This is a genomic window from Aequorivita antarctica (genome assembly GCF_007997155.1).
In the GTDB taxonomy this organism is placed as follows: Bacteria; Bacteroidota; Bacteroidia; order Flavobacteriales; family Flavobacteriaceae; genus Aequorivita; species Aequorivita antarctica.
Genome location: NZ_VORT01000015.1, coordinates 15223 through 32677, shown reverse-complemented (window position 1 = coordinate 32677; position 17455 = coordinate 15223). Strand labels below are relative to the sequence as shown.

Annotated in this window: 20 protein-coding genes and 1 tRNA gene; 10 read left to right on the top strand and 11 right to left on the bottom strand. The window is 37.8% G+C overall.

The window, feature by feature from the left end:
- The first annotated feature begins 67 nt into the window (after window positions 1-67).
- The gene (locus ESU54_RS15975) at window positions 68-643 is read left to right on the top strand and encodes a PhnA domain-containing protein (RefSeq protein WP_111845503.1); all 576 of its coding nucleotides are present in this window, start codon (window positions 68-70) and stop codon (window positions 641-643) included.
- A 49-nt stretch (window positions 644-692) separates the two neighbouring features.
- On the opposite strand, the gene ESU54_RS15970 is transcribed toward ESU54_RS15975, so the two are convergent.
- From ESU54_RS15970 to ESU54_RS15960, 3 genes are all read right to left on the bottom strand, one after another.
- Window positions 693-1268: a methyltransferase family protein gene (locus ESU54_RS15970; RefSeq protein WP_111845504.1), complete on the bottom strand. Its 576-nt coding sequence runs from the start codon at window positions 1266-1268 to the stop codon at window positions 693-695.
- 88 nt (window positions 1269-1356) lie between these two features.
- Window positions 1357-2244: a LytR/AlgR family response regulator transcription factor gene (locus tag ESU54_RS15965; protein ID WP_111845505.1), complete on the bottom strand. Its 888-nt coding sequence runs from the start codon at window positions 2242-2244 to the stop codon at window positions 1357-1359.
- Window positions 2245-2265: 21 nt separating this feature from the next.
- Complete coding sequence (locus ESU54_RS15960) at window positions 2266-3654, bottom strand: dipeptidase (protein WP_111845506.1); 1389 nt, start codon at window positions 3652-3654, stop codon at window positions 2266-2268.
- Between the two features lie 71 nt (window positions 3655-3725).
- Here ESU54_RS15960 and ESU54_RS15955 point away from each other — a divergent pair, with 71 nt between their 5' ends.
- Both ESU54_RS15955 and ESU54_RS15950 read left to right on the top strand, forming a co-directional pair.
- On the top strand, window positions 3726-4418 hold the full coding sequence (locus ESU54_RS15955) for an aspartyl/asparaginyl beta-hydroxylase domain-containing protein (protein ID WP_111845532.1): 693 nt from the start codon (window positions 3726-3728) through the stop codon (window positions 4416-4418).
- A gap of 93 nt (window positions 4419-4511) precedes the next feature.
- Window positions 4512-4593 (top strand) — tRNA-Leu (locus tag ESU54_RS15950).
- A 274-nt stretch (window positions 4594-4867) separates the two neighbouring features.
- On the opposite strand, the gene ESU54_RS15945 is transcribed toward ESU54_RS15950, so the two are convergent.
- Together ESU54_RS15945 and ESU54_RS15940 are read right to left on the bottom strand one after the other, a co-directional pair.
- Window positions 4868-5296 carry a hypothetical protein gene (locus ESU54_RS15945; protein WP_111845507.1) on the bottom strand — a complete coding sequence of 143 codons (429 nt, stop codon included), beginning with the start codon at window positions 5294-5296 and terminating at the stop codon, window positions 4868-4870.
- An 87-nt stretch (window positions 5297-5383) separates the two neighbouring features.
- Window positions 5384-6418 (bottom strand): endonuclease/exonuclease/phosphatase family protein, encoded by a 1035-nt coding sequence (locus ESU54_RS15940; RefSeq protein WP_111845508.1) that lies wholly within the window; start codon window positions 6416-6418, stop codon window positions 5384-5386.
- Window positions 6419-6520: 102 nt separating this feature from the next.
- On the opposite strand from ESU54_RS15940, the gene ESU54_RS15935 reads away from it, so the two are divergent.
- The 6 genes from ESU54_RS15935 (at window position 6521) to ESU54_RS15910 (ending at window position 11886) form a co-directional block, all read left to right on the top strand.
- Entirely contained in the window at window positions 6521-7990 is a 1470-nt protein-coding gene (locus tag ESU54_RS15935) for a T9SS type A sorting domain-containing protein (protein WP_111845509.1), read from the top strand.
- A 182-nt stretch (window positions 7991-8172) separates the two neighbouring features.
- Window positions 8173-9567: a pyridoxal phosphate-dependent decarboxylase family protein gene (locus tag ESU54_RS15930; RefSeq protein WP_170253299.1), complete on the top strand. Its 1395-nt coding sequence runs from the start codon at window positions 8173-8175 to the stop codon at window positions 9565-9567.
- Window positions 9564-10781 carry a BaiN/RdsA family NAD(P)/FAD-dependent oxidoreductase gene (locus ESU54_RS15925; RefSeq protein WP_111845511.1) on the top strand — a complete coding sequence of 406 codons (1218 nt, stop codon included), beginning with the start codon at window positions 9564-9566 and terminating at the stop codon, window positions 10779-10781. The genes ESU54_RS15930 and ESU54_RS15925 overlap by 4 nt, the downstream gene beginning before the upstream one ends.
- A 59-nt stretch (window positions 10782-10840) precedes the next feature.
- Window positions 10841-11086, top strand: coding sequence for a hypothetical protein (locus tag ESU54_RS15920; protein ID WP_111845512.1), 246 nt, complete (start codon window positions 10841-10843; stop codon window positions 11084-11086).
- Entirely contained in the window at window positions 11076-11345 is a 270-nt protein-coding gene (locus ESU54_RS15915; RefSeq protein WP_111845513.1) for a type II toxin-antitoxin system RelE/ParE family toxin, read from the top strand. Before ESU54_RS15920 ends, ESU54_RS15915 begins: the two co-directional genes overlap by 11 nt.
- 1 nt (window position 11346) lies before the next feature.
- Window positions 11347-11886, top strand: coding sequence for a DUF1697 domain-containing protein (locus tag ESU54_RS15910; RefSeq protein ID WP_111845514.1), 540 nt, complete (start codon window positions 11347-11349; stop codon window positions 11884-11886).
- A gap of 49 nt (window positions 11887-11935) precedes the next feature.
- Here ESU54_RS15910 and ESU54_RS15905 read toward each other — a convergent pair whose 3' ends face one another.
- The 3 genes from ESU54_RS15905 to ESU54_RS15895 are packed head-to-tail and all read right to left on the bottom strand — an operon-like array spanning window position 11936 to window position 13180.
- Complete coding sequence (locus ESU54_RS15905) at window positions 11936-12265, bottom strand: hypothetical protein (protein WP_111845515.1); 330 nt, start codon at window positions 12263-12265, stop codon at window positions 11936-11938.
- Window positions 12266-12309: 44 nt separating this feature from the next.
- Window positions 12310-12576, bottom strand: coding sequence for a hypothetical protein (locus tag ESU54_RS15900; RefSeq protein ID WP_111845516.1), 267 nt, complete (start codon window positions 12574-12576; stop codon window positions 12310-12312).
- 46 nt (window positions 12577-12622) lie between these two features.
- Window positions 12623-13180 carry a hypothetical protein gene (locus tag ESU54_RS15895; protein ID WP_111845517.1) on the bottom strand — a complete coding sequence of 186 codons (558 nt, stop codon included), beginning with the start codon at window positions 13178-13180 and terminating at the stop codon, window positions 12623-12625.
- A gap of 337 nt (window positions 13181-13517) precedes the next feature.
- Here ESU54_RS15895 and ESU54_RS15890 point away from each other — a divergent pair, with 337 nt between their 5' ends.
- The gene (locus tag ESU54_RS15890) at window positions 13518-14558 is read left to right on the top strand and encodes a T9SS type A sorting domain-containing protein (RefSeq protein ID WP_146848148.1); all 1041 of its coding nucleotides are present in this window, start codon (window positions 13518-13520) and stop codon (window positions 14556-14558) included.
- Between the two features lie 60 nt (window positions 14559-14618).
- On the opposite strand, the gene ESU54_RS15885 is transcribed toward ESU54_RS15890, so the two are convergent.
- The 3 genes from ESU54_RS15885 to ESU54_RS15875 all read right to left on the bottom strand — a co-directional run bounded on the left by ESU54_RS15885 (window position 14619) and on the right by ESU54_RS15875 (window position 17380).
- Complete coding sequence (locus tag ESU54_RS15885) at window positions 14619-15395, bottom strand: heme ABC transporter ATP-binding protein (protein ID WP_111845519.1); 777 nt, start codon at window positions 15393-15395, stop codon at window positions 14619-14621.
- Window positions 15396-15397: 2 nt separating this feature from the next.
- Complete coding sequence (locus ESU54_RS15880; protein ID WP_111845520.1) at window positions 15398-16426, bottom strand: FecCD family ABC transporter permease; 1029 nt, start codon at window positions 16424-16426, stop codon at window positions 15398-15400.
- Between the two features lie 84 nt (window positions 16427-16510).
- Window positions 16511-17380, bottom strand: a complete 870-nt coding sequence (locus ESU54_RS15875; RefSeq protein ID WP_111845521.1) for a heme/hemin ABC transporter substrate-binding protein — start codon at window positions 17378-17380, stop codon at window positions 16511-16513.
- Between the last annotated feature and the right edge of the window lie 75 nt (window positions 17381-17455).

The window sequence follows — 17455 nt, the reverse complement described above, 5'->3', positions numbered from 1 at the left end:
TAATTGAATCGGTTATCTTTGCGTCCTCATTCTCCAAAACCTTGGCGACAGAGTAAAAATTTTAAAAATGAATTCAGAAAAAAGTCTACAAGAACGGAGTGGTAATACATGTGAACTTTGCGGTTCTGAAGAAAATCTTAGTGTTTACGAACTGCCAGACTCTCCAAGAGATGTTGCTGAGATAAGCATTTTAATTTGCAATACCTGTAATGAACAAATTGAAGATCCTGAAAAAGTTATCCCTAACCATTGGCGATGCCTTAATGATAGTATGTGGAGTACAATACCCGCAGTTCAGGTTATGGCATGGCGCATGTTGAACCGTTTGAAAGCCGAAGGCTGGCCACAGGACTTACTGGATATGATGTATCTGGAAGATGAAACTAAAGAATGGGCAAAGGCTGGTGTTGCAGAAAGTCAAGCAGAAGCTGTTATTCATCGCGATAGTAACGGTGTTATTTTGGAAGCAGGAGATTCCGTAGTTCTTATAAAGGATTTAAAAGTGAAAGGCAGCAGTATGGTTGCCAAACAGGGAACAGCCGTGCGCAGAATTTCCCTCGATCACGAAAACGAAAAATATATTGAAGGCAAAGTTGATGGCCAACAGATTGTACTAATTACTGATTTTGTAAAGAAAATATAATGTCAGTTCGAGAGTGCCAAACTGAGGGCAGTCGAGAACTACTTGAAATTTATAAAACCCAAGGAAGCAGCGCTTTAGTTTTTTCCTTGTAATTTCTGTAGGTTTCTCCAAAATGTAATGTAAGCCACTGCTCTTCCAATTTCAATTTTCGCCAAAGGGAAAGAAATACAATGATTATGGCCAATATGCCGCGATAATCGCCCACAATAATTACATTACCCAAAAACAACAGTAAAATTGCAGTGTATATTGGATGTCGAATAATTTTATAAGGCCCTTTTTTTATGAGTTCATGGTCCTTTTTCAACTGTACGGAAACACTCCAGTTTTTTCCGAGTAGATAACGCGACCAACACGCGAGCAACGTTCCCAGCCAAGCTATACTTGCGCCAATAATCCCTACTAAGTCGGTATGCTCCACAAAATTTTCTCGGATCCACATACCCATAAACCATTCGGTAGGGCCTAAAAGTAAACCTGCAACAATTAGTGGAAGCCAATACCATAATAAGCGTTTTAAAAGCGGTTCTTGTTGGCTTGCTTTTTTAGTTTGAAATGCTCCTATTGTCCAAACAATAAGAAAAACTGCCCAGGCAAGGTGCAATGCTATTTTAGCTTGTTCCATAAAATTCAGTTTAATTTTCAGCAAACTTAGGGCTGAAAGTTGAGATTATAGAAGGCTTGGGATGAATAGCAAGCTTTAGGGACAAGCATCAAGAATGAGGGTTCAAAACCTTCATTTTTTCTTCAAAAAAAGAAATTTTATTGCGCGAAACCGGAATAACGCTTTCAAAATTTTTTAGTTTTAATTGATATCCTTGGGCATTTCCGGAGATGTTTTCAATCTTTTTTAAATTCAATAAATACGAACGGTGGGTTTTAGCCACAAAATAAACTGCTTTCAATTGGTTTTCCAGTTCAGACATGGTGATTCGTTTTACCAATTTCTGAATTTTATTTTCGCGTTCTAGATAGATTTCTACATAATTTTTTTCAGATTTGGCAAAGAGGAAGTGATTAATTTCCAATTCAAAATCATCAACTTTCAATTGCGTAATTATAGGAATTGTATTTTCATTTTCCGAAGATTTAAATAAAGGATGAAGAGGAATTAATCGTACTGACTTTTCTTGGTAACGATCGTGAAGACGTTTAAAATTGAAAGGAATAAAAATAAACATGAACAAAATGCCAGCTAGGAGCGTGTTTTTCAACTCCACCCAAAAATGGTGCACAGACCAATTATCTGGATTGTTATAAATTAAGTCGCGCACAAGGAAATTGAAAATCCCCACGAGAATTAAGTAGCCTAGAATTACTAAAACTTCTTCTTTTACTTGCCATTTTTCATCAATAGAATTGATTCGTTGGATCAATGAGAAGAGAAATAAAAATAAAAGGGAAGGGATTAAGGCGTGAACCACACAAATCCATTCATAGCCCATACGGTGCTCCGAAAGTGTTACCTGAAAAGGTTGAAAAAGATAATTGAAGAGAAAGGTAACGGCAAAAATAAGGAAGGAGATAACAGCTAAAGTCTTTCCCCGATAATAAAAAGGATAAGGCTGAGAAAGAAAGTGGGCCAGTTTTGTGGAGCTCATATTTCTCAGCCTTAAAATATACTATTTACTCATTTCTGTAAAGAAATGATAAAACTGCGGAATGGTTTCAATTCCTTTTAAATAGTTCCATATTCCAAAATGTTCATTGGGGGAGTGGATGGCATCGCTGTCCAATCCGAAACCCATCAAAATAGTTTTGCTTTTTAATTCTTTTTCAAATAGCGCTACAATCGGAATACTTCCACCACTTCGCTGTGGGATTGGTGTTTTTCCGAAGGTTTCTTCGTATGCTTTTTCAGCGGCTTTGTAGCCCAAGCTGTCAATTGGAGTTACATAGGCTTGTCCACCATGATGAGGTGTTACTTTTACAGTAACGCCTTTTGGAGCAATACTTTCGAAGTGATTTTTGAAAAGCTCCGTAATCTTTTTCCAATCTTGGTTTGGCACCAAACGCATACTTATTTTTGCAAAAGCGCTACTGGCAATCACAGTTTTGGCACCTTCGCCAATGTATCCGCCCCAAATTCCGTTTACGTCCAAAGTTGGTCTAATGGAATTACGTTCATTGGTTGAGTAGCCTTTTTCGCCGTAAACGGAATTAATACCTATTGACTTTTCATAATTTTCAAGGTTGAAAGGTGCCTCCGCCATTTTTGCGCGTTCTTCTTTTGAAAGGTTTTCTACATCGTCATAAAATCCTGGAATAGTAATATGATTATCTTCATCGTGAAGAGACGCAATCATCTTAGTTAAAACGTTTATCGGGTTTGCCACGGCACCTCCGTACAATCCACTGTGCAGATCGCGGTTAGGGCCAGTAACCTCTACTTCCACATAACTTAAACCACGTAAGCCCGTAGTTATTGAGGGTGTGTCGGGGGCTATCATTCCAGTGTCACTGATTAAAATAACATCGTTGGCTAGTTTTTCGCGGTTTTTGGATACAAACCATTCTAGACTACTACTTCCCACTTCTTCTTCGCCTTCAATCATAAATTTTACGTTGCAAGGTAGTTGGTCGGTTTCGGTCATATATTCCAAAGCCTTTACGTGCATATACATTTGGCCTTTATCATCACAACTTCCACGAGCAAAAATGGCACCTTCGGGATGTGTTTTTGTTTTTTTGATCGTAGGCTCAAAAGGTGGATTTACCCACAAATTTAACGGATCTGGCGGTTGCACGTCGTAATGACCATAAACCAAAATAGTTGGTAAATTTTTATCAATCAACTTTTCGCCATAAACGATAGGATAACCTGGTGTTTCGCAGATTTCTACTTTATCGCAGCCCGCTTTTTTAAGTTGGTCTTTCACAGCATCAGCAGTTTTTAGAACATCTTTTTTATAGGCTGAATCGGCGCTAATGGAAGGTATTTTTAGCAGTTCGATCAATTCATCTATAAATCGATCTTTGTTTTTTTCAATATAAGGTTTTGCGCTTTTCATATTATAAATCAATTTTTTCTAAAAGTACTAAAAATGGTGTAATTTGGGAGGCAAACCAATGCTTTCATTTTATGAAAACCGCCTTTTTGAAATTACCTTTTCACTTTTCGGAAGAAAAACTTTTGAACGATTTGGGAATTTGTAAAAATTACAATTTTACTTCCCACTTCAATAAAAATGATTATTCAGGAGAATGGACTTCGATTGCATTGCGTTCGCAAAACGGTGAAATGGATAATATTTTTGCGCTTCCGCAAGGTGAAAAAAAATATAAAGACACAGAACTGCTTGAAAAATGCGTTTATTTTAGAGAGATTGTTGACTCTTTTGAATGTGAAAAAGAATCAATCCGACTTTTAAACTTAAAACCAGGTAGTGTTATTAAAGAACACACCGATTATAATTTAGGTTATGAAGATGGTATTTTCAGAATTCATATTCCAATTACAACAAATGAAAACGTTCATTTTTTTATCAATTCCGAAGAAGTGAAAATGTTGCCTAGTGAATGTTGGTACGGGAATTTCAACTTGCCGCATAGCGTTAGAAATGCAGGACAAACCGATCGAATTCATTTGGTGATGGATTGTCTGCGCAATGATTGGTCCGATAATTTGTTTGCTGAATGTGGATATAACTTTGAAGCTGAAAACAAGCCCCCCGAATTTTCACGGGAAACCAAATTGCAAATGATTGAACATTTGAAATTGATGGATACAGAAACATCAAGAGAGATGATTTCTCGGTTAGAAAAAGACTTATAAAAAATTTCAATATTAATTGACAATCATTTAGAAGTATTATTTATATTTGCACTCCTTTTACAATATGTCCTAAGTGTTGTAAAGGATTTTGATGCAGGCGTGGTGGAATTGGTAGACACGCTAGACTTAGGATCTAGTGCCGTGAGGTGTGAGAGTTCGAGTCTCTCCGCCTGTACAAAAGTAGAAAGCCGACTTTAACGAGTCGGCTTTTTTATTTTATAAGAGTGAGTCTCGGAGTTTACCCTGAGCGCAGCCGAAGGGCCTGTACAAGTTAAAAGCTTCCCATAATAGGGAAGCTTTTTTGTTTTCACAAATTTGAGTCTCGGAGTTTACCCTGAGCGCAGCCGAAGGGCCTGTACAAGTTAAAAGCTTCAGTGAAAACTGAAACTTTTTTTGTTTTTTATAATTCAAGTGTGGGGGTTCGTCCCGCGATGCCTTGGTGTGAAAACTCATGCAGGCTGCGACGTCGTTCTTTTATAAACAAACCCTGCAACGAGGCCCATAATACCATAGAATACAATTGTTATCACTGCATTTGCCAAAGTTCCAGTAATGTCTATCACATTAGATGTTGCAAAATTTACAAGTCCTTCGCCCAAACCTATTAGGATGGCAATCCAAAATCCAAAGGCGAATCCGCTTCCGGTGCCATAGGCTGGCGTAGCCCATTTTCCATAAATAGTTGAAAAAGCAAAAGCAACAATAATACATCCTATAATAAGATGCACCATATCCGGAGGATTCCTCATCACCCCAGTTGCAGAACCTAAGTGTTCATTAAAAAAATCTACGGTTAGCAATCCCCATAGGAGATAACCACCAAAATAGGCCCACACTGCTGCGGCCAACGTACTTAAAAGATTGGTTTTTGAAAACATAAATTGGGTTTATTGATTAGTAATCAGAAAGTTAATAAAATAATCAATATATTTTTGTAATTTAAAACTTACAAGAAATTTTTAAACCTAGCCTTCACCTTTTTCAATTAAATTCTCAATCTCTTCTTTATCATCCCCGTTTAATTTTGGGTTGCGGGGAGTTGAGACTTGTTTTTTGTGATGGATTTCATAGTACATCGCAAAATGGTCACTGCCAAAATTCTTGGAACGAACCATTTTTTCTACATATAAATCCCGGGTGTGGAAAAGATGATCCAATGGAAACCGAAGGAAAAAGTATTTGGCATTATAGGTGGAAAAGAACCCACGACCCACACGCGGATCAATCATTCCCGTCATTTTTTTGAAGAGTCGCGTGGTTCTGCTCCATACCACATCGTTCATATCACCACAAACTACCGTGGGTTTGTCTAGCTTCCGGATTCTTTTTCCAGTCAGCATCAACTCTGCATCGCGTTCTTTGGAAGTTTCATTCTCAGTGGGACTGGGCGGTGCGGGATGAAGGCAACAGAAAAAGATAGGAGGGGCTCCTTCAATGGGAAAATCGAAAAAGATGGAGGGCTTATCGTCTTCAATTTGATACTTAACTTCTACGTTTAGCAATTCTATTTTAGAATAAACATGCATCCCATAAAAGTTTTCCAAAGGAATTTTTACTGTGTATGGATAGGTTTCTTCAATTTCTGAAAGACAGTTTTCCCAGTCTTTGTTTGATTCCATCGCAAGCACCAAATCTGGGTCGAAACGTTTTATTTCATTCAAAAAATCTGGAAAGCAGGAATTGGTCTGCAAAACGTTTCCTGCCAAAATGGAAACTTGCCCATCACTAACAGCATGCGATCTTCTTCGCGGAAAAAGGGAACTATATGGGAACACTTTATAAATCTGATACAAAATCGATGCAACCAAAGCTATGAGGAGTATCCAGCTAAAAACAGTGTAGTTTTCTTCGAAATATAGAAAAATCCCCAATAAAATTAATTGTATTAACAATGACTGAATCCTTACAAAATCTGCAGTTCTGAAAAACCAGTGCGGATTTCCAGTGGCTGGGAAAAAGGGGCTGATGATAAAGAAGATTATCAGGATGTATAGAACCATATTTCAAAGTTACTTCTTTTGGAAAAAATTTAAAACAACTAAAATAGCTTTTTTGACTAAACACATATTCCTATTTTTACGGCTTCAAAAAAAAACATACAAATGAAAAAAATTATCCTTACTACTTTTTTAACTCTTTTAACTTGCGCACTTGCTATTGCGCAGGATTACACCACCCCAAACACAGGTGTAACTTGGACGCTGGCCGATATTGCAGCGGCAAGCCCAACAACCATTACTATATCTGGAAGTGATTATACGCTTTTGGGTAATTTAACCATTGCGGAAAATGATGCGGTTGTTATTGATTCAGATATAACACTTTCCATTGATGCTGCTAAATTGATTACTGTTTTTGGAGCATTTACGGTAGATTCCAACGCGGTAACAATTACGGCATTAGATGTGAACACACCATATGAAGGCTTCCGTTTTGAAGAGTTTTCAGAAATTGACATCAATAATGCAACCATTGAATACGGTGGCGGACTTCGGGTGTTGACCGAAACTTTTTCAATTGATAATTGTACTATAACTAATAATGTTTCTGGTGCTACTACTAGTGCGGTTATTCAACTTTCGCGTGGTTTACCTCAAATTACGAATAATACAATTACGTTAAACGAAAATCCTGCCATTGGCTCTGCTGCAAATTCTGCAGTGTCGGCATATATTTTTAATAATACAATTGAGGGGAATAACCAATCCAATAGCAACCGTCCCCAAATAAATTTGGGCACAACCTTGGCTAATGAGCCATTACAAATTATTCAAAATACCATTATAGGGGATCCTTCTTTGGATCAGGCCGGTGGTATTGCCATTGCCAATTTTGTGGGCGGTAATGTGAATGTGATAATAGATAATAATACCATTCGCGGCAACCGCTACGGAATTACAATGCTTGGTATAAACGATTCGGCAGAAATTACGAATAATATCATTGAAGATAATAATATTCAGGGTGATCCTAACCTTGGTGGAAGTGGTATCAACCTAAACAGTTCAACGGCAAGTAATGCTGTTGTTGTTTCCGGAAACGAAATACGCAGAAACCTTTGGGGAATTACGATGCAAGGTTCGGCCTCAGTAAATCTTGGTGATGATACAAGCAATCCTGGCGGAAATGTATTTTCAGAAAACGGAAACGGTGGACAAGTTTATGCACTTTACAATAATACGGCCAATACAATTTCAGCTAAAAATAACTGCTGGATTGAGGGGCAACAGAGTACCCAGCAGCAAGTTGAAGACGTTATTTTTCATAGTGTGGACGATCCAACTTTGGGCGAAGTGACTTTTGATCCATTTCTATGTAGCATCTTAGGCATTTCAGATAATACAGTTGAAAACTTCAGTTTTTACCCAAACCCTGTGAAAAATGAAATCAATTTCAACAACATATTTTCATTTGAAAAAGTTGAAATTTATGGAATTCAGGGCAGTTTAATTTCTTCAGAAATCATTTCGGAAGGACAAAACACATTGCCAATAAAACTTACTTCGGGTTTGTATTTTGTGAATTTCAGTAAAGATGCGCAAACTGTTACAAAGAAAATGATCGTTGAATAATAACACTGTCCGTTCAATCAAACAACTTTTTAAAAATGCCTTGAAAATGTTCAAGGCATTTTTAATTGAAGGAAAGACAGCAAGTCCTTTGTTAAAACCGTAATTTTGCACTTTCAAAAAATTCAAAAAACAAACACGTGAAAATTCAGAATAAGGCAACATTGGAGTTGAGCAAAGAGGAAATGAAAACCTACGGATACGAAGTGGTTGACGCTATTGTTGAGCACTTTGCCACGCAGAATGAAAAACTACCGGTAGTTTCCGGATCGCGGGAAGAAATGGAAGATTCGTTTCTTGAAGATGCTCCCGAAAAACCAAGTGACCCTCGAAAAGTTTTGAATTTTGTTTTGGATGAAGTGATGACCAAAAGCAACATTGTTTCCCATCCAAAATCGTATTCTTTTGTACCCGGCCCCAGCAATTATATTAGTGCAATGGCAGATAGTTTGGCCTCTGGGTTCAATATATTTTCTGGTGGTTGGGCGGCTTCTCCGGCTGCTGCTGAAATAGAAATAGTTACTATGAATTGGCTATTGAAAATGTTCGGTTTTCCACAGAAAAAAGGCGGTGGAATTTTTACAAGTGGCGGTTCTATGGCGAATCTAACTGCTTTGGTAACTGCACGTGCAGTAAAATGTGGAGAGGACTTCAGCAAAGCTGTGATCTATCTTTCAGACCAAGCGCATTCTTCAAATATAAAAGCTATTCACGTTCTCGGTTTCAGAAAAGAACAGATTCGAATTATTCCAACCGATGGCGAGTTTAAATTTTCACTCAATAAATTAAAGAACGCTATTGCAAAAGACCGGTTGGAAGGTTTACAGCCGTTTTGTTTGATTGCAACTGCCGGAACAACAAATACGGGAACGGTTGATCCCCTTTCCGATATCGCGAAAATCTGTAAAAAGGAAGAAATTTGGTTTCACATTGACGGTGCTTACGGCGGATTTGCAATTCTTTCCGAAGACGGAAAACAACTTTTAAAAGGAATTGAAAAAGCAGATTCACTAACTATTGATCCGCACAAATGGTTTTTTCAGCCTTATGAAATCGGTTGTCTTTTAATAAAAAACCACAAATGGTTGAAAGGAACTTTCACTGAAAAACCTGAATATCTGCGCGATATTGAAGGCAATACTTCTGAAATAAACTTTTACGATCACGGTATTGAACTTACGCGACGTTTCCGTGCTTTGAAGTTTTATATGTCTGTAAAAACATTTGGAATGGGCGAATTCCGAAAAGCTATTTCATATAACGTGAAATTGGCCGAAGCCACAGAAAGTTTTCTTCGGAAAAGCTCCAATTGGGAAATCATTTCCCCGGCTACTTTGGCGGTAATCAATTTTCGATATAACCCCATTGGAAACAAACTTTCCGAAAAAGAACTGGATGCCTTGAACCAAAGAATTTCACGAAATGTCGTCGATTCCAAACAAGCTTTGCTTGTAACCACCGTGCTTAACAAACAAGTGGTTTTAAGAATGTGTTTGATAAATCCACGAACCACGCTTGATGACGTTAAAGAAACAATAGCCCTCTGCAAAAGTTTTGCGGAAGAAAAAGTATTGGCTTGAAACAAGCCGATGTCATAATAATTGGTGGCGGCGCTGCGGGATTTTTTACGGCAATCAACGCTGCGGAAAAGAATCCGGACCTTAAAATAATTATACTCGAACGCGGAAAGGAAGTACTCACCAAAGTAAAAGTTTCCGGTGGCGGACGTTGCAATGTGACCCACGCCGAATTTCTTCCAAAAGAATTGACCCAAAACTATCCGCGAGGCGAAAAAGAACTTTTAGGGCCTTTCCACACTTTTATGACGGGCGATACCATTGAATGGTTTGAAAAAAGAGGTGTAGCGATGAAAATTGAGGAAGATGGAAGAATGTTTCCGGTTTCGGATTCTTCGCAAACAATTATTAATTGCTTTCTCTCCGAAGTTAAACGATTTGGGGTAGAAGTTCTTCTCAATCAGTCTGTAAAGACAATTCAAAAAGATGCGGATCACTTCATAATAAATACAACCACTGATACTTTCTCCACTGCAAAAATTGTGGTTGCTACGGGTAGCAACCCAAAAATTTGGCAATTGCTGGAAGGTTTGGGACATACTGTCGTGCCAGCCGTACCTTCGCTTTTCACATTTAATATCAAGGACGGGCGGATTTTAGATTTACCTGGGTTAAGCACTGACGCTTCCGTAAAAGTTTTAGATGCAAAAGGGAAAGCAATGCTTGAAAGCAACGGACCGTTATTGATTACCCATTGGGGAATGAGCGGCCCCGCTATTTTAAAACTTTCTGCTTGGGGTGCACGGGTTTTGGAGCCTTTAAAATACCATTTCAACATTGAAGTGAATTGGCTGAATACGCTTTCTGAAGAAGATGCTTTGGACACTTTAAAAGATTTGAAAGCATTGCAGGGGAAGCAGACCATTTTTAAGTATGCTCAGTTTGAATTGCCGAAACGACTTTGGCAGAGTATTGTAAAAGCTTCGGGAATTGATGAGCGGCTCACTTGGGCCGATGCAACACGAGAAAATCTTCAAAATATAGCCAATCAATTGACGGCGGGTATTTTTGAAGTGACCGGAAAAAGTACTTTTAAGGAAGAATTTGTTACGGCTGGAGGCGTTGATTTAAAAGAAGTAAACTTCAAAACCTTTGAAAGCAAAATCTGCCAAAACTTATTTTTTGCTGGGGAAGTACTCAATATAGATGCCATTACTGGCGGCTTTAACTTCCAGAATGCGTGGACGGGTGGGTATATTGTTTCGCAAAATTTGTAACTGTTTTATTGATTTTTAATGGCTCATTATATATATTTGATATATACAATCTATATATAATGGGAAAGACAAAAAAATTGATCGAGCTGGATGATAAAACGATTGCTATTTTAGAAGGCCAAGCCAAGTTGAACAAACGCTCTCTTAAAAATTTTATTGAATGGTCTTTGGAAGAAACCGCTTTACGTTTGGCTGAACCAAGTGAGGAATATAAGGCTATGATAGATGTATTAAAGAAACGTGATGCAGAAGGGAAACTAAAATGGTATAGCTCTGAAGAAATAAAAAAGAGCTATGGCAGATAAAACATTCTTTTCGGAGGATGCCAAGCGTGATATTTATACGGCGAAATGCCAATATGATCTTGCTCAAAAGGGAGATTTGTTCTTAGATGATATCTTTAATACATTAGAAGTTATTAAATTGATGCCAGAAGCATTTCAGATTCGGTACGATTCTGTGCGTATTGTTGCTTTAGAACATTTCAATTTTACTTTGCATTTCGAAATAAAGAATGATGAAATAAAAATTTGGAGAGTTTTACACCAAAGCCAAAACTATTAAAATGCAAACCCACATCGCTCTACTTCGCGGCATTAACGTTGGCGGACATAAGAAACTGAAAATGGCGGATCTTAAACTTCTTTTTGAGGATTTGGGGTTTCAAGATGTGGTTACTTATATACAAAGTGGAAATGTGGTTTTTGATGCTGAGGAAGGTGAGGATCTTTCGGGTAAAATCTCAAAAGAAATTGAAAATCGGTTTGGCTGGGAGTTACCGGTGCTTGTGAAAACCGTCAACGAGATTGCTATAATTTTAACGGATTGCCCTTTCAAGGAAGAAAAGAAAGTTGAAGCATACTTTATGCTGCTTGCCTCGCCACCCAAAGAAGAATTTATGAAAGCAGTAAGCGAAATTAGTTATCCGAATGAAGAATTTGTACTAAGCCCAGAATGTGTTTATATCTATTTTGGGAATGGATATGGCAATGCGAAGTTGAATAACAACTTCTTTGAGAAAAAACTGAAGGTTGCCGCTACTACACGTAACTACCGGACGCTTGCCAAGCTGGTGGAATTGGCGGAAAAAAATATTTTAAAGTAACACCCTTCCTCTTTTTGAGAACACCTTTCTATGGGTGAAGTTATACTTTTTAATAATGACGAGAATATTGATAGAGAGCATAAAAGAAAAGAACAATCAAAATTAGTTGAAACAAATAGCCTACTAGGGCATTTTTCTTAAGTTGTTTTTGGTTGTAAAAGGTGTTGAACTTGCGTTTGCCAAAATAGAAGCCATACCTGAGTATAGCTCCAAACCATTCTGAGGTGTTTAGAGCATTGTCGGCTTCATTCGCCCAGTCCATTTCGTTTTCTGAACGGGATTTAAATACTTTAAAATTATTGTCATAGGGGTATTCTGTATATTCCTTTCCTATGTATTTTTTGTTTTCTGAATCTGTGAGTATGGAGGTGCAGCGCAAGCGGTTTTCTTCTTCAAATAATTTAATGTAAAATTTTGCGTCTTTTATAAATTCGGGAGGAACCCTTCTATTTCCAATGTTTTCTTTATCGTTTCTTTTAGTTTGGGAAGAAAAATGACAAGGGGTTTTATTTGTAATTCTTTGGGGTGGATTTTATAGTTTATAATGTCTATAGTCAATTCGTTTATACCTTTTTCTGTGGCAGCGTTCCATATCCAATCTGCCATATATCCTTTTCCATAATAAAAAAGAGTGCTGAAATATTGTTGGCTAATGGAGTTGGGGATGCCGTTTAAGTTTTTTCTTTTCACTTTAAAATAGGGTGTAATTGTGTAAAGCTAAGAAAATGGTTTTAATCTATTTTTGAATACAATCAGATTGTAGTTCTTTGCTTTTCCACTGTATCCAATATTCTTGCAAACCTTCGGGGGTTGTTTTTAATTCGCTTATCTCAAGACTTTCGCCTTCCAAAAGAAGTGTGGTAAGTTGGGCTTTTCTTGATGCCAGTGCTGGGGTGTGGTTCCAGCCGCCCACGTGGTCAAAAGAGGTATATGCTTTGCAAGGTTCCTCCACAGATTTAAAGGGAATGTAAAGCGAATATTCAACCATCCCAGAACCCATACCTTTTGTACTCATTTTGATGTTTTGGAAATCTACTTTTGAATATTTTTCTTCGTTGTAGAGTTGCTTTAATTGCTCGCCAACTTTCTCGGACATTTTGTTTGAGAATTGGTGCGCTACATCTGAACCGTTTGTGAATTCAGGGCCGGTGTAGGTTTCTTGGCAAGTGATATCTGTGCACGTTATTTGGTTGTTTTTTTGTGAAGAGATTGTTTTATTCTCGGTGGAATTTTTACAAGCGAGCCATAGGGCGATGGAGAGGATCGTGAGTGAATATTTAAATGTTGAAAGCATTGTTTTTTAATTTATAAATTCATTCTTCTCTGTCAATTTTCCTTTTACTTTTCCAGAACTGAAGGTTAAAGCCCCAAACAATAAATGAAATGGTCAATATTGAAATTATAATTTCAATGATTCCCATTCCCTCTCTTAAAATGAAGTTGATGCCAACATAAACGATTGCTATTATAAATACAGTGCTGATTGTACCATTTTTTTTAAGAAGCTTGTGAATTTATCCATACTTGTGTTTCATTGAAGTTATTAAAACTACAAAATTTCTTTCCAAACCTTGATGACCTTTTTAAGACTTCTTCGATATGTGGGTATAATCCTTTAAAAAATTTTAAACATGAAAAAAATTACTCTTCTTTTTTATTGCTTTTTTATTGCAAACACTGCCCATTCACAGGATTTCGGAAATGCCGCGACCGATGTTTATGTTATGGAGTATTTTACTAACCCAGGTCAATTTGGCACTATTCCACTTGCGGGGCCTTATTACCCCATTCCGAATGTAATCACCAATAATGCATTCACGATGTTGGGGGGCGATTTTAATGCTTCAGGAACACTTTATACCGTAGTGTATCAAAATCCAGATTATATTTTGGGAACTGTGGATCTTTCTACAGGAGCGGTAAATTATGCCGCAACCATCACGGGTGTGCATGCTCCTGAATTTTTATCGCAATTGAGCTATAATGTTACAAATGATACTTTCTATGCCTTAAGCCATGACCCGAATAATTCCACTGGAACCCAGTTCTATTCTTTAAATGTTACTACAGGTCAATTAACAGAAATTGGTACTGGTACTGGAATTGGCAACGGCGTGGCAATGGAAATTGACAATAATGGTGTTGTGTATGCAGCAGATGCTAACAATGGTAATCTGTACACTATTGATATAAATACAGGTGTAGGCACTGTGGTAGGAAATATGAACCCAAATGGTTTTTATCCTGTAGGCCAAGGTTTTTCTATAGATAAAAGCACAAATACAATGTATGCAGTTTTAACAAATAGTAATGGACTTATACGTAGTGCATTTTATACTGTAAATGTTACTACTGGAGCTTTAACATTACTTGGAGATGGGAGTTCTAGACAATATAGTTTGTTTGTAATTGCAGATCAAACTCTTGGAGTGGCAGATGTTAATTTAGATTCGTTTAAGGTTTATCCAAATCCCGCATCGAACAAAATTAATATTGAAAACCCACAAAGACTTCTACTTAAAAATGTGAAGTTATTTGATATGCTTGGACGAGATACAGGTTCTGTATTTGCAAATGACGAGATAAATATTGAAAATCTTGCCAAAGGAATGTATATACTTCAGCTAGAAACTGAAAATGGAACTACAACTAAAAAGATAGTGAAGAAATAGTTTTAGGTTTATAAATGTGAGGGAAAAAGCTTCTGGGATGTTGTGACTCGGGGGCTTTTTTTATTCAAAAAACAAATACATTCCCCGCTCATCATTATGAATTACAGGCTCTAACCGATACGCAGTTTTCATGTTTTCTGCATTAAGCACTTCTTCTTTGCTTCCTGACGCCAGAAGTTCGCCATTGTTCAGCAAGATTAAATGGTCTGCAAACATAGCCGCGAGGTTGAGGTCGTGAACCACACCAACAATCACTAGGTCTTTTTGTTTTAAAAGTTCTCGCAGCTTGTGCATAAACTGAAATTGGTAATGCACATCCAAAAAGGTGAGGGGTTCGTCCAAAACCAAATACCTGCAACCATTTTCCGAAGGATACCAAATTTGTGAAACCACGCGCGCAAAGTGAACCCGTTGTTTTTCACCGCCACTTAACGTTAAGTAATCTCGATCTGCCATTTCAGATACATCAAAGAATTCCATCGCTTCCCTTACTGCTTGGTCGTCTTTTGAGGTTGGATTTACAGAGAAATGTGGGTAGCGGCCCATCGTTACCACTTCTTTTACTTTTAATGGAAAAGCGAGTTCGGTGTTTTGTGATAGCACGGCGCGTACTTTTGCCAGTTCACCTACTGAAGTATTTCGGATATCAATCCCTTCATAAAAAACACTTCCTTTCTGTGGCTTTAATTGATTGCAAATAACCTTTACAAGTGTGGACTTTCCAGCGCCATTTGGCCCAAGGATGAGGTTTATTTTACCAGCTTCAAAGCATACGGAAATGTCTTTGAGAATGGTTTTGTTTCCAATTCGATAGGTTATGTTCTTTGTCTCTATCATTTTCAAAAGAAATAATTTTTCCGTTGCAGCAAAAAGATAAAAATAGGAACCCCAACTATCGAAGTTACAATACCGATGGGTAGTTCCGCCGGCCGCAATACCATTCTTGAAATTAAATCTGCAACACACAAAAGTATTCCACCGAGTAAGGCGCTATTCCGAATTAGAAAACGATTATCACTTCCATTAATAATGCGTAAAAGATGTGGCACAATCAATCCCACAAAACTGATCACACCTACAAATGCCGTTGCAACTGCAACCATAATCACATTAATGAGCAATATTTTCCACTTTAGTCTTTTGATATTTACGCCGAGAAATTGGGCTTCTTCTTCGCCAATCATTAGCGCGTTTAAATGTTTTGCGTAGCGAAGGGAAATTAAGATGGTGCCCACTGTTGAAATTCCAACTATTAAAACGGAAGTCCAGTTTGCACCACTTAAAGTTCCGAGATTCCAAAAAACGATTGACCGTGCCTGTGGGTCGCGGGCTATATAACTTAAAAAGCCAACACCGCTTAAAAACAAGGCGTTTATTGCAATGCCTGTAAGTAATAGTGCCACAATGGAGCTTTTACCGTTATTGCGAGATTGCGAAAGAAAGAAAACCATTCCAGTAGATAACATTGCACCTAAACAAGCTGCCAATGGAAGTGTCCATTTGCCTACACTAAATCCAAATGTTGCGCCCAAAGTGAAATACAAAGCTGCTCCAAAAGCCGCCCCGCAGGAAGTGCCGATGAGTCCGGGTTCAACAATAGGATTTCGAAAAAGTGCTTGTAATAAAGTTCCGCCAACTGCTAAACTTGCACCTACAAAAATGCAGAGGATAGCCCGCGGCAAACGTATTTCCATAAAAATACGTTCGGTGAGGTTCATTGAATCGGGGGCGGTAAAGAATTTTTTCAATGAAGAAATTATTTCTTCCATAGAAATAGAAACCGCCCCATACCTAATGGAGAAGAAAGTAATTACTACTAAAAGAAGTAGTAAAATTGGAAATGTTCCTTTATACCTATTATTCTTCATCAATTTTAAATATTCAACCTACTTAAAGTGCAGGCGAAGTGTTACAAATAGTAATTTTACTCACTACTCACTACTCACTACTCACTACTCACTACCGTGTAACAATTTTTGCAGTTCAATAATATTTTCACCCGTTCTTGGTCCTAAATAAACCATATCGTGCTCTTCCACACGGAACACTTTTCCTTCTTTAAAAGCTCTGGTGCTGGAGATTCCTGGAAGCGTTCCCACTTCTTCAGTTGAGCCTAAACGATCATATCCAAAATCGGTCAGCAGAATTACATCTGGGTCGCTCTGTGCAACAACTTCAGGAGAAAATTGTGTCATACCGCGCTCGCCATCAACGGCCATTTCGCCACCTGCCCAATCAATCAGTTTTCCAGCAGTGCTGTTTTTGGTCATTACCAAATAAATATTGTTTGCCTGCCCAAAATGAATTACCAATACCTTCGGTTTCTTTTCATACCAAAGGGCTTGTTGTTTTGCATAATTCATGTCGGCATTCAGTTTTTTGGTGAGCTCTTCGGCTTTTTCTTCTTTGTGAAAATAGCTGCCCATTTCGCGAATCAAAGAATCAGTTCCTGAAATGGTATTTTCATATTGCCCGAATTGTTTCATCGGTATTTTTAAATCTTTCAGTTGTGTAACCACGTGTTCGGGACCAATGTTATTGTCTTCCAGAATTAAGGTTGGTTTCATTGAAAGAATTGGTTCTACCGCAAGGGCGCGATGATAGCCAATTGTTGGCAAATCTTTTATTTCGGGAGGATAGGTGCTGGAAACATCTAACGCAACTATATCCTCTTCCGCGCCAAGCGCATAAATTATCTCACTGTATTGTTTTGAAATGCATACGATGCGCTCCTCGTGGTCTTTCTTTTTGTCTTCATTACCAAACCTTCCGCAAGAGGAAAGACTGAAAGCCGCCAAAAGTATTATAAATGTTCTTCGCATAATTTTTATGTTTTAAAAATATTGCCCAAGCAAGTACAGCTGAAAATATTTTCAACTGTACTCTTTTGAACAAAT

Bases quoted from the DNA above. Each gene is read 5' to 3' on its own strand.
- ESU54_RS15975 (WP_111845503.1), top strand. From the start codon at position 68: ATGAATTCAGAAAAAAGTCTACAAGAACGGAGTGGTAATACATGTGAA.
- ESU54_RS15970 (WP_111845504.1), bottom strand. From the start codon at position 1,268: ATGGAACAAGCTAAAATAGCATTGCACCTTGCCTGGGCAGTTTTTCTT.
- ESU54_RS15965 (WP_111845505.1), bottom strand. From the start codon at position 2,244: ATGAGCTCCACAAAACTGGCCCACTTTCTTTCTCAGCCTTATCCTTTT.
- ESU54_RS15960 (WP_111845506.1), bottom strand. From the start codon at position 3,654: ATGAAAAGCGCAAAACCTTATATTGAAAAAAACAAAGATCGATTTATA.
- ESU54_RS15955 (WP_111845532.1), top strand. From the start codon at position 3,726: ATGAAAACCGCCTTTTTGAAATTACCTTTTCACTTTTCGGAAGAAAAA.
- ESU54_RS15945 (WP_111845507.1), bottom strand. From the start codon at position 5,296: ATGTTTTCAAAAACCAATCTTTTAAGTACGTTGGCCGCAGCAGTGTGG.
- ESU54_RS15940 (WP_111845508.1), bottom strand. From the start codon at position 6,418: ATGGTTCTATACATCCTGATAATCTTCTTTATCATCAGCCCCTTTTTC.
- ESU54_RS15935 (WP_111845509.1), top strand. From the start codon at position 6,521: ATGAAAAAAATTATCCTTACTACTTTTTTAACTCTTTTAACTTGCGCA.
- ESU54_RS15930 (WP_170253299.1), top strand. From the start codon at position 8,173: ATGAAAACCTACGGATACGAAGTGGTTGACGCTATTGTTGAGCACTTT.
- ESU54_RS15920 (WP_111845512.1), top strand. From the start codon at position 10,841: ATGGGAAAGACAAAAAAATTGATCGAGCTGGATGATAAAACGATTGCT.
- ESU54_RS15915 (WP_111845513.1), top strand. From the start codon at position 11,076: ATGGCAGATAAAACATTCTTTTCGGAGGATGCCAAGCGTGATATTTAT.
- ESU54_RS15910 (WP_111845514.1), top strand. From the start codon at position 11,347: ATGCAAACCCACATCGCTCTACTTCGCGGCATTAACGTTGGCGGACAT.
- ESU54_RS15895 (WP_111845517.1), bottom strand. From the start codon at position 13,180: ATGCTTTCAACATTTAAATATTCACTCACGATCCTCTCCATCGCCCTA.
- ESU54_RS15890 (WP_146848148.1), top strand. From the start codon at position 13,518: ATGAAAAAAATTACTCTTCTTTTTTATTGCTTTTTTATTGCAAACACT.
- ESU54_RS15885 (WP_111845519.1), bottom strand. From the start codon at position 15,395: ATGATAGAGACAAAGAACATAACCTATCGAATTGGAAACAAAACCATT.
- ESU54_RS15880 (WP_111845520.1), bottom strand. From the start codon at position 16,426: ATGAAGAATAATAGGTATAAAGGAACATTTCCAATTTTACTACTTCTT.
- ESU54_RS15875 (WP_111845521.1), bottom strand. From the start codon at position 17,380: ATGCGAAGAACATTTATAATACTTTTGGCGGCTTTCAGTCTTTCCTCT.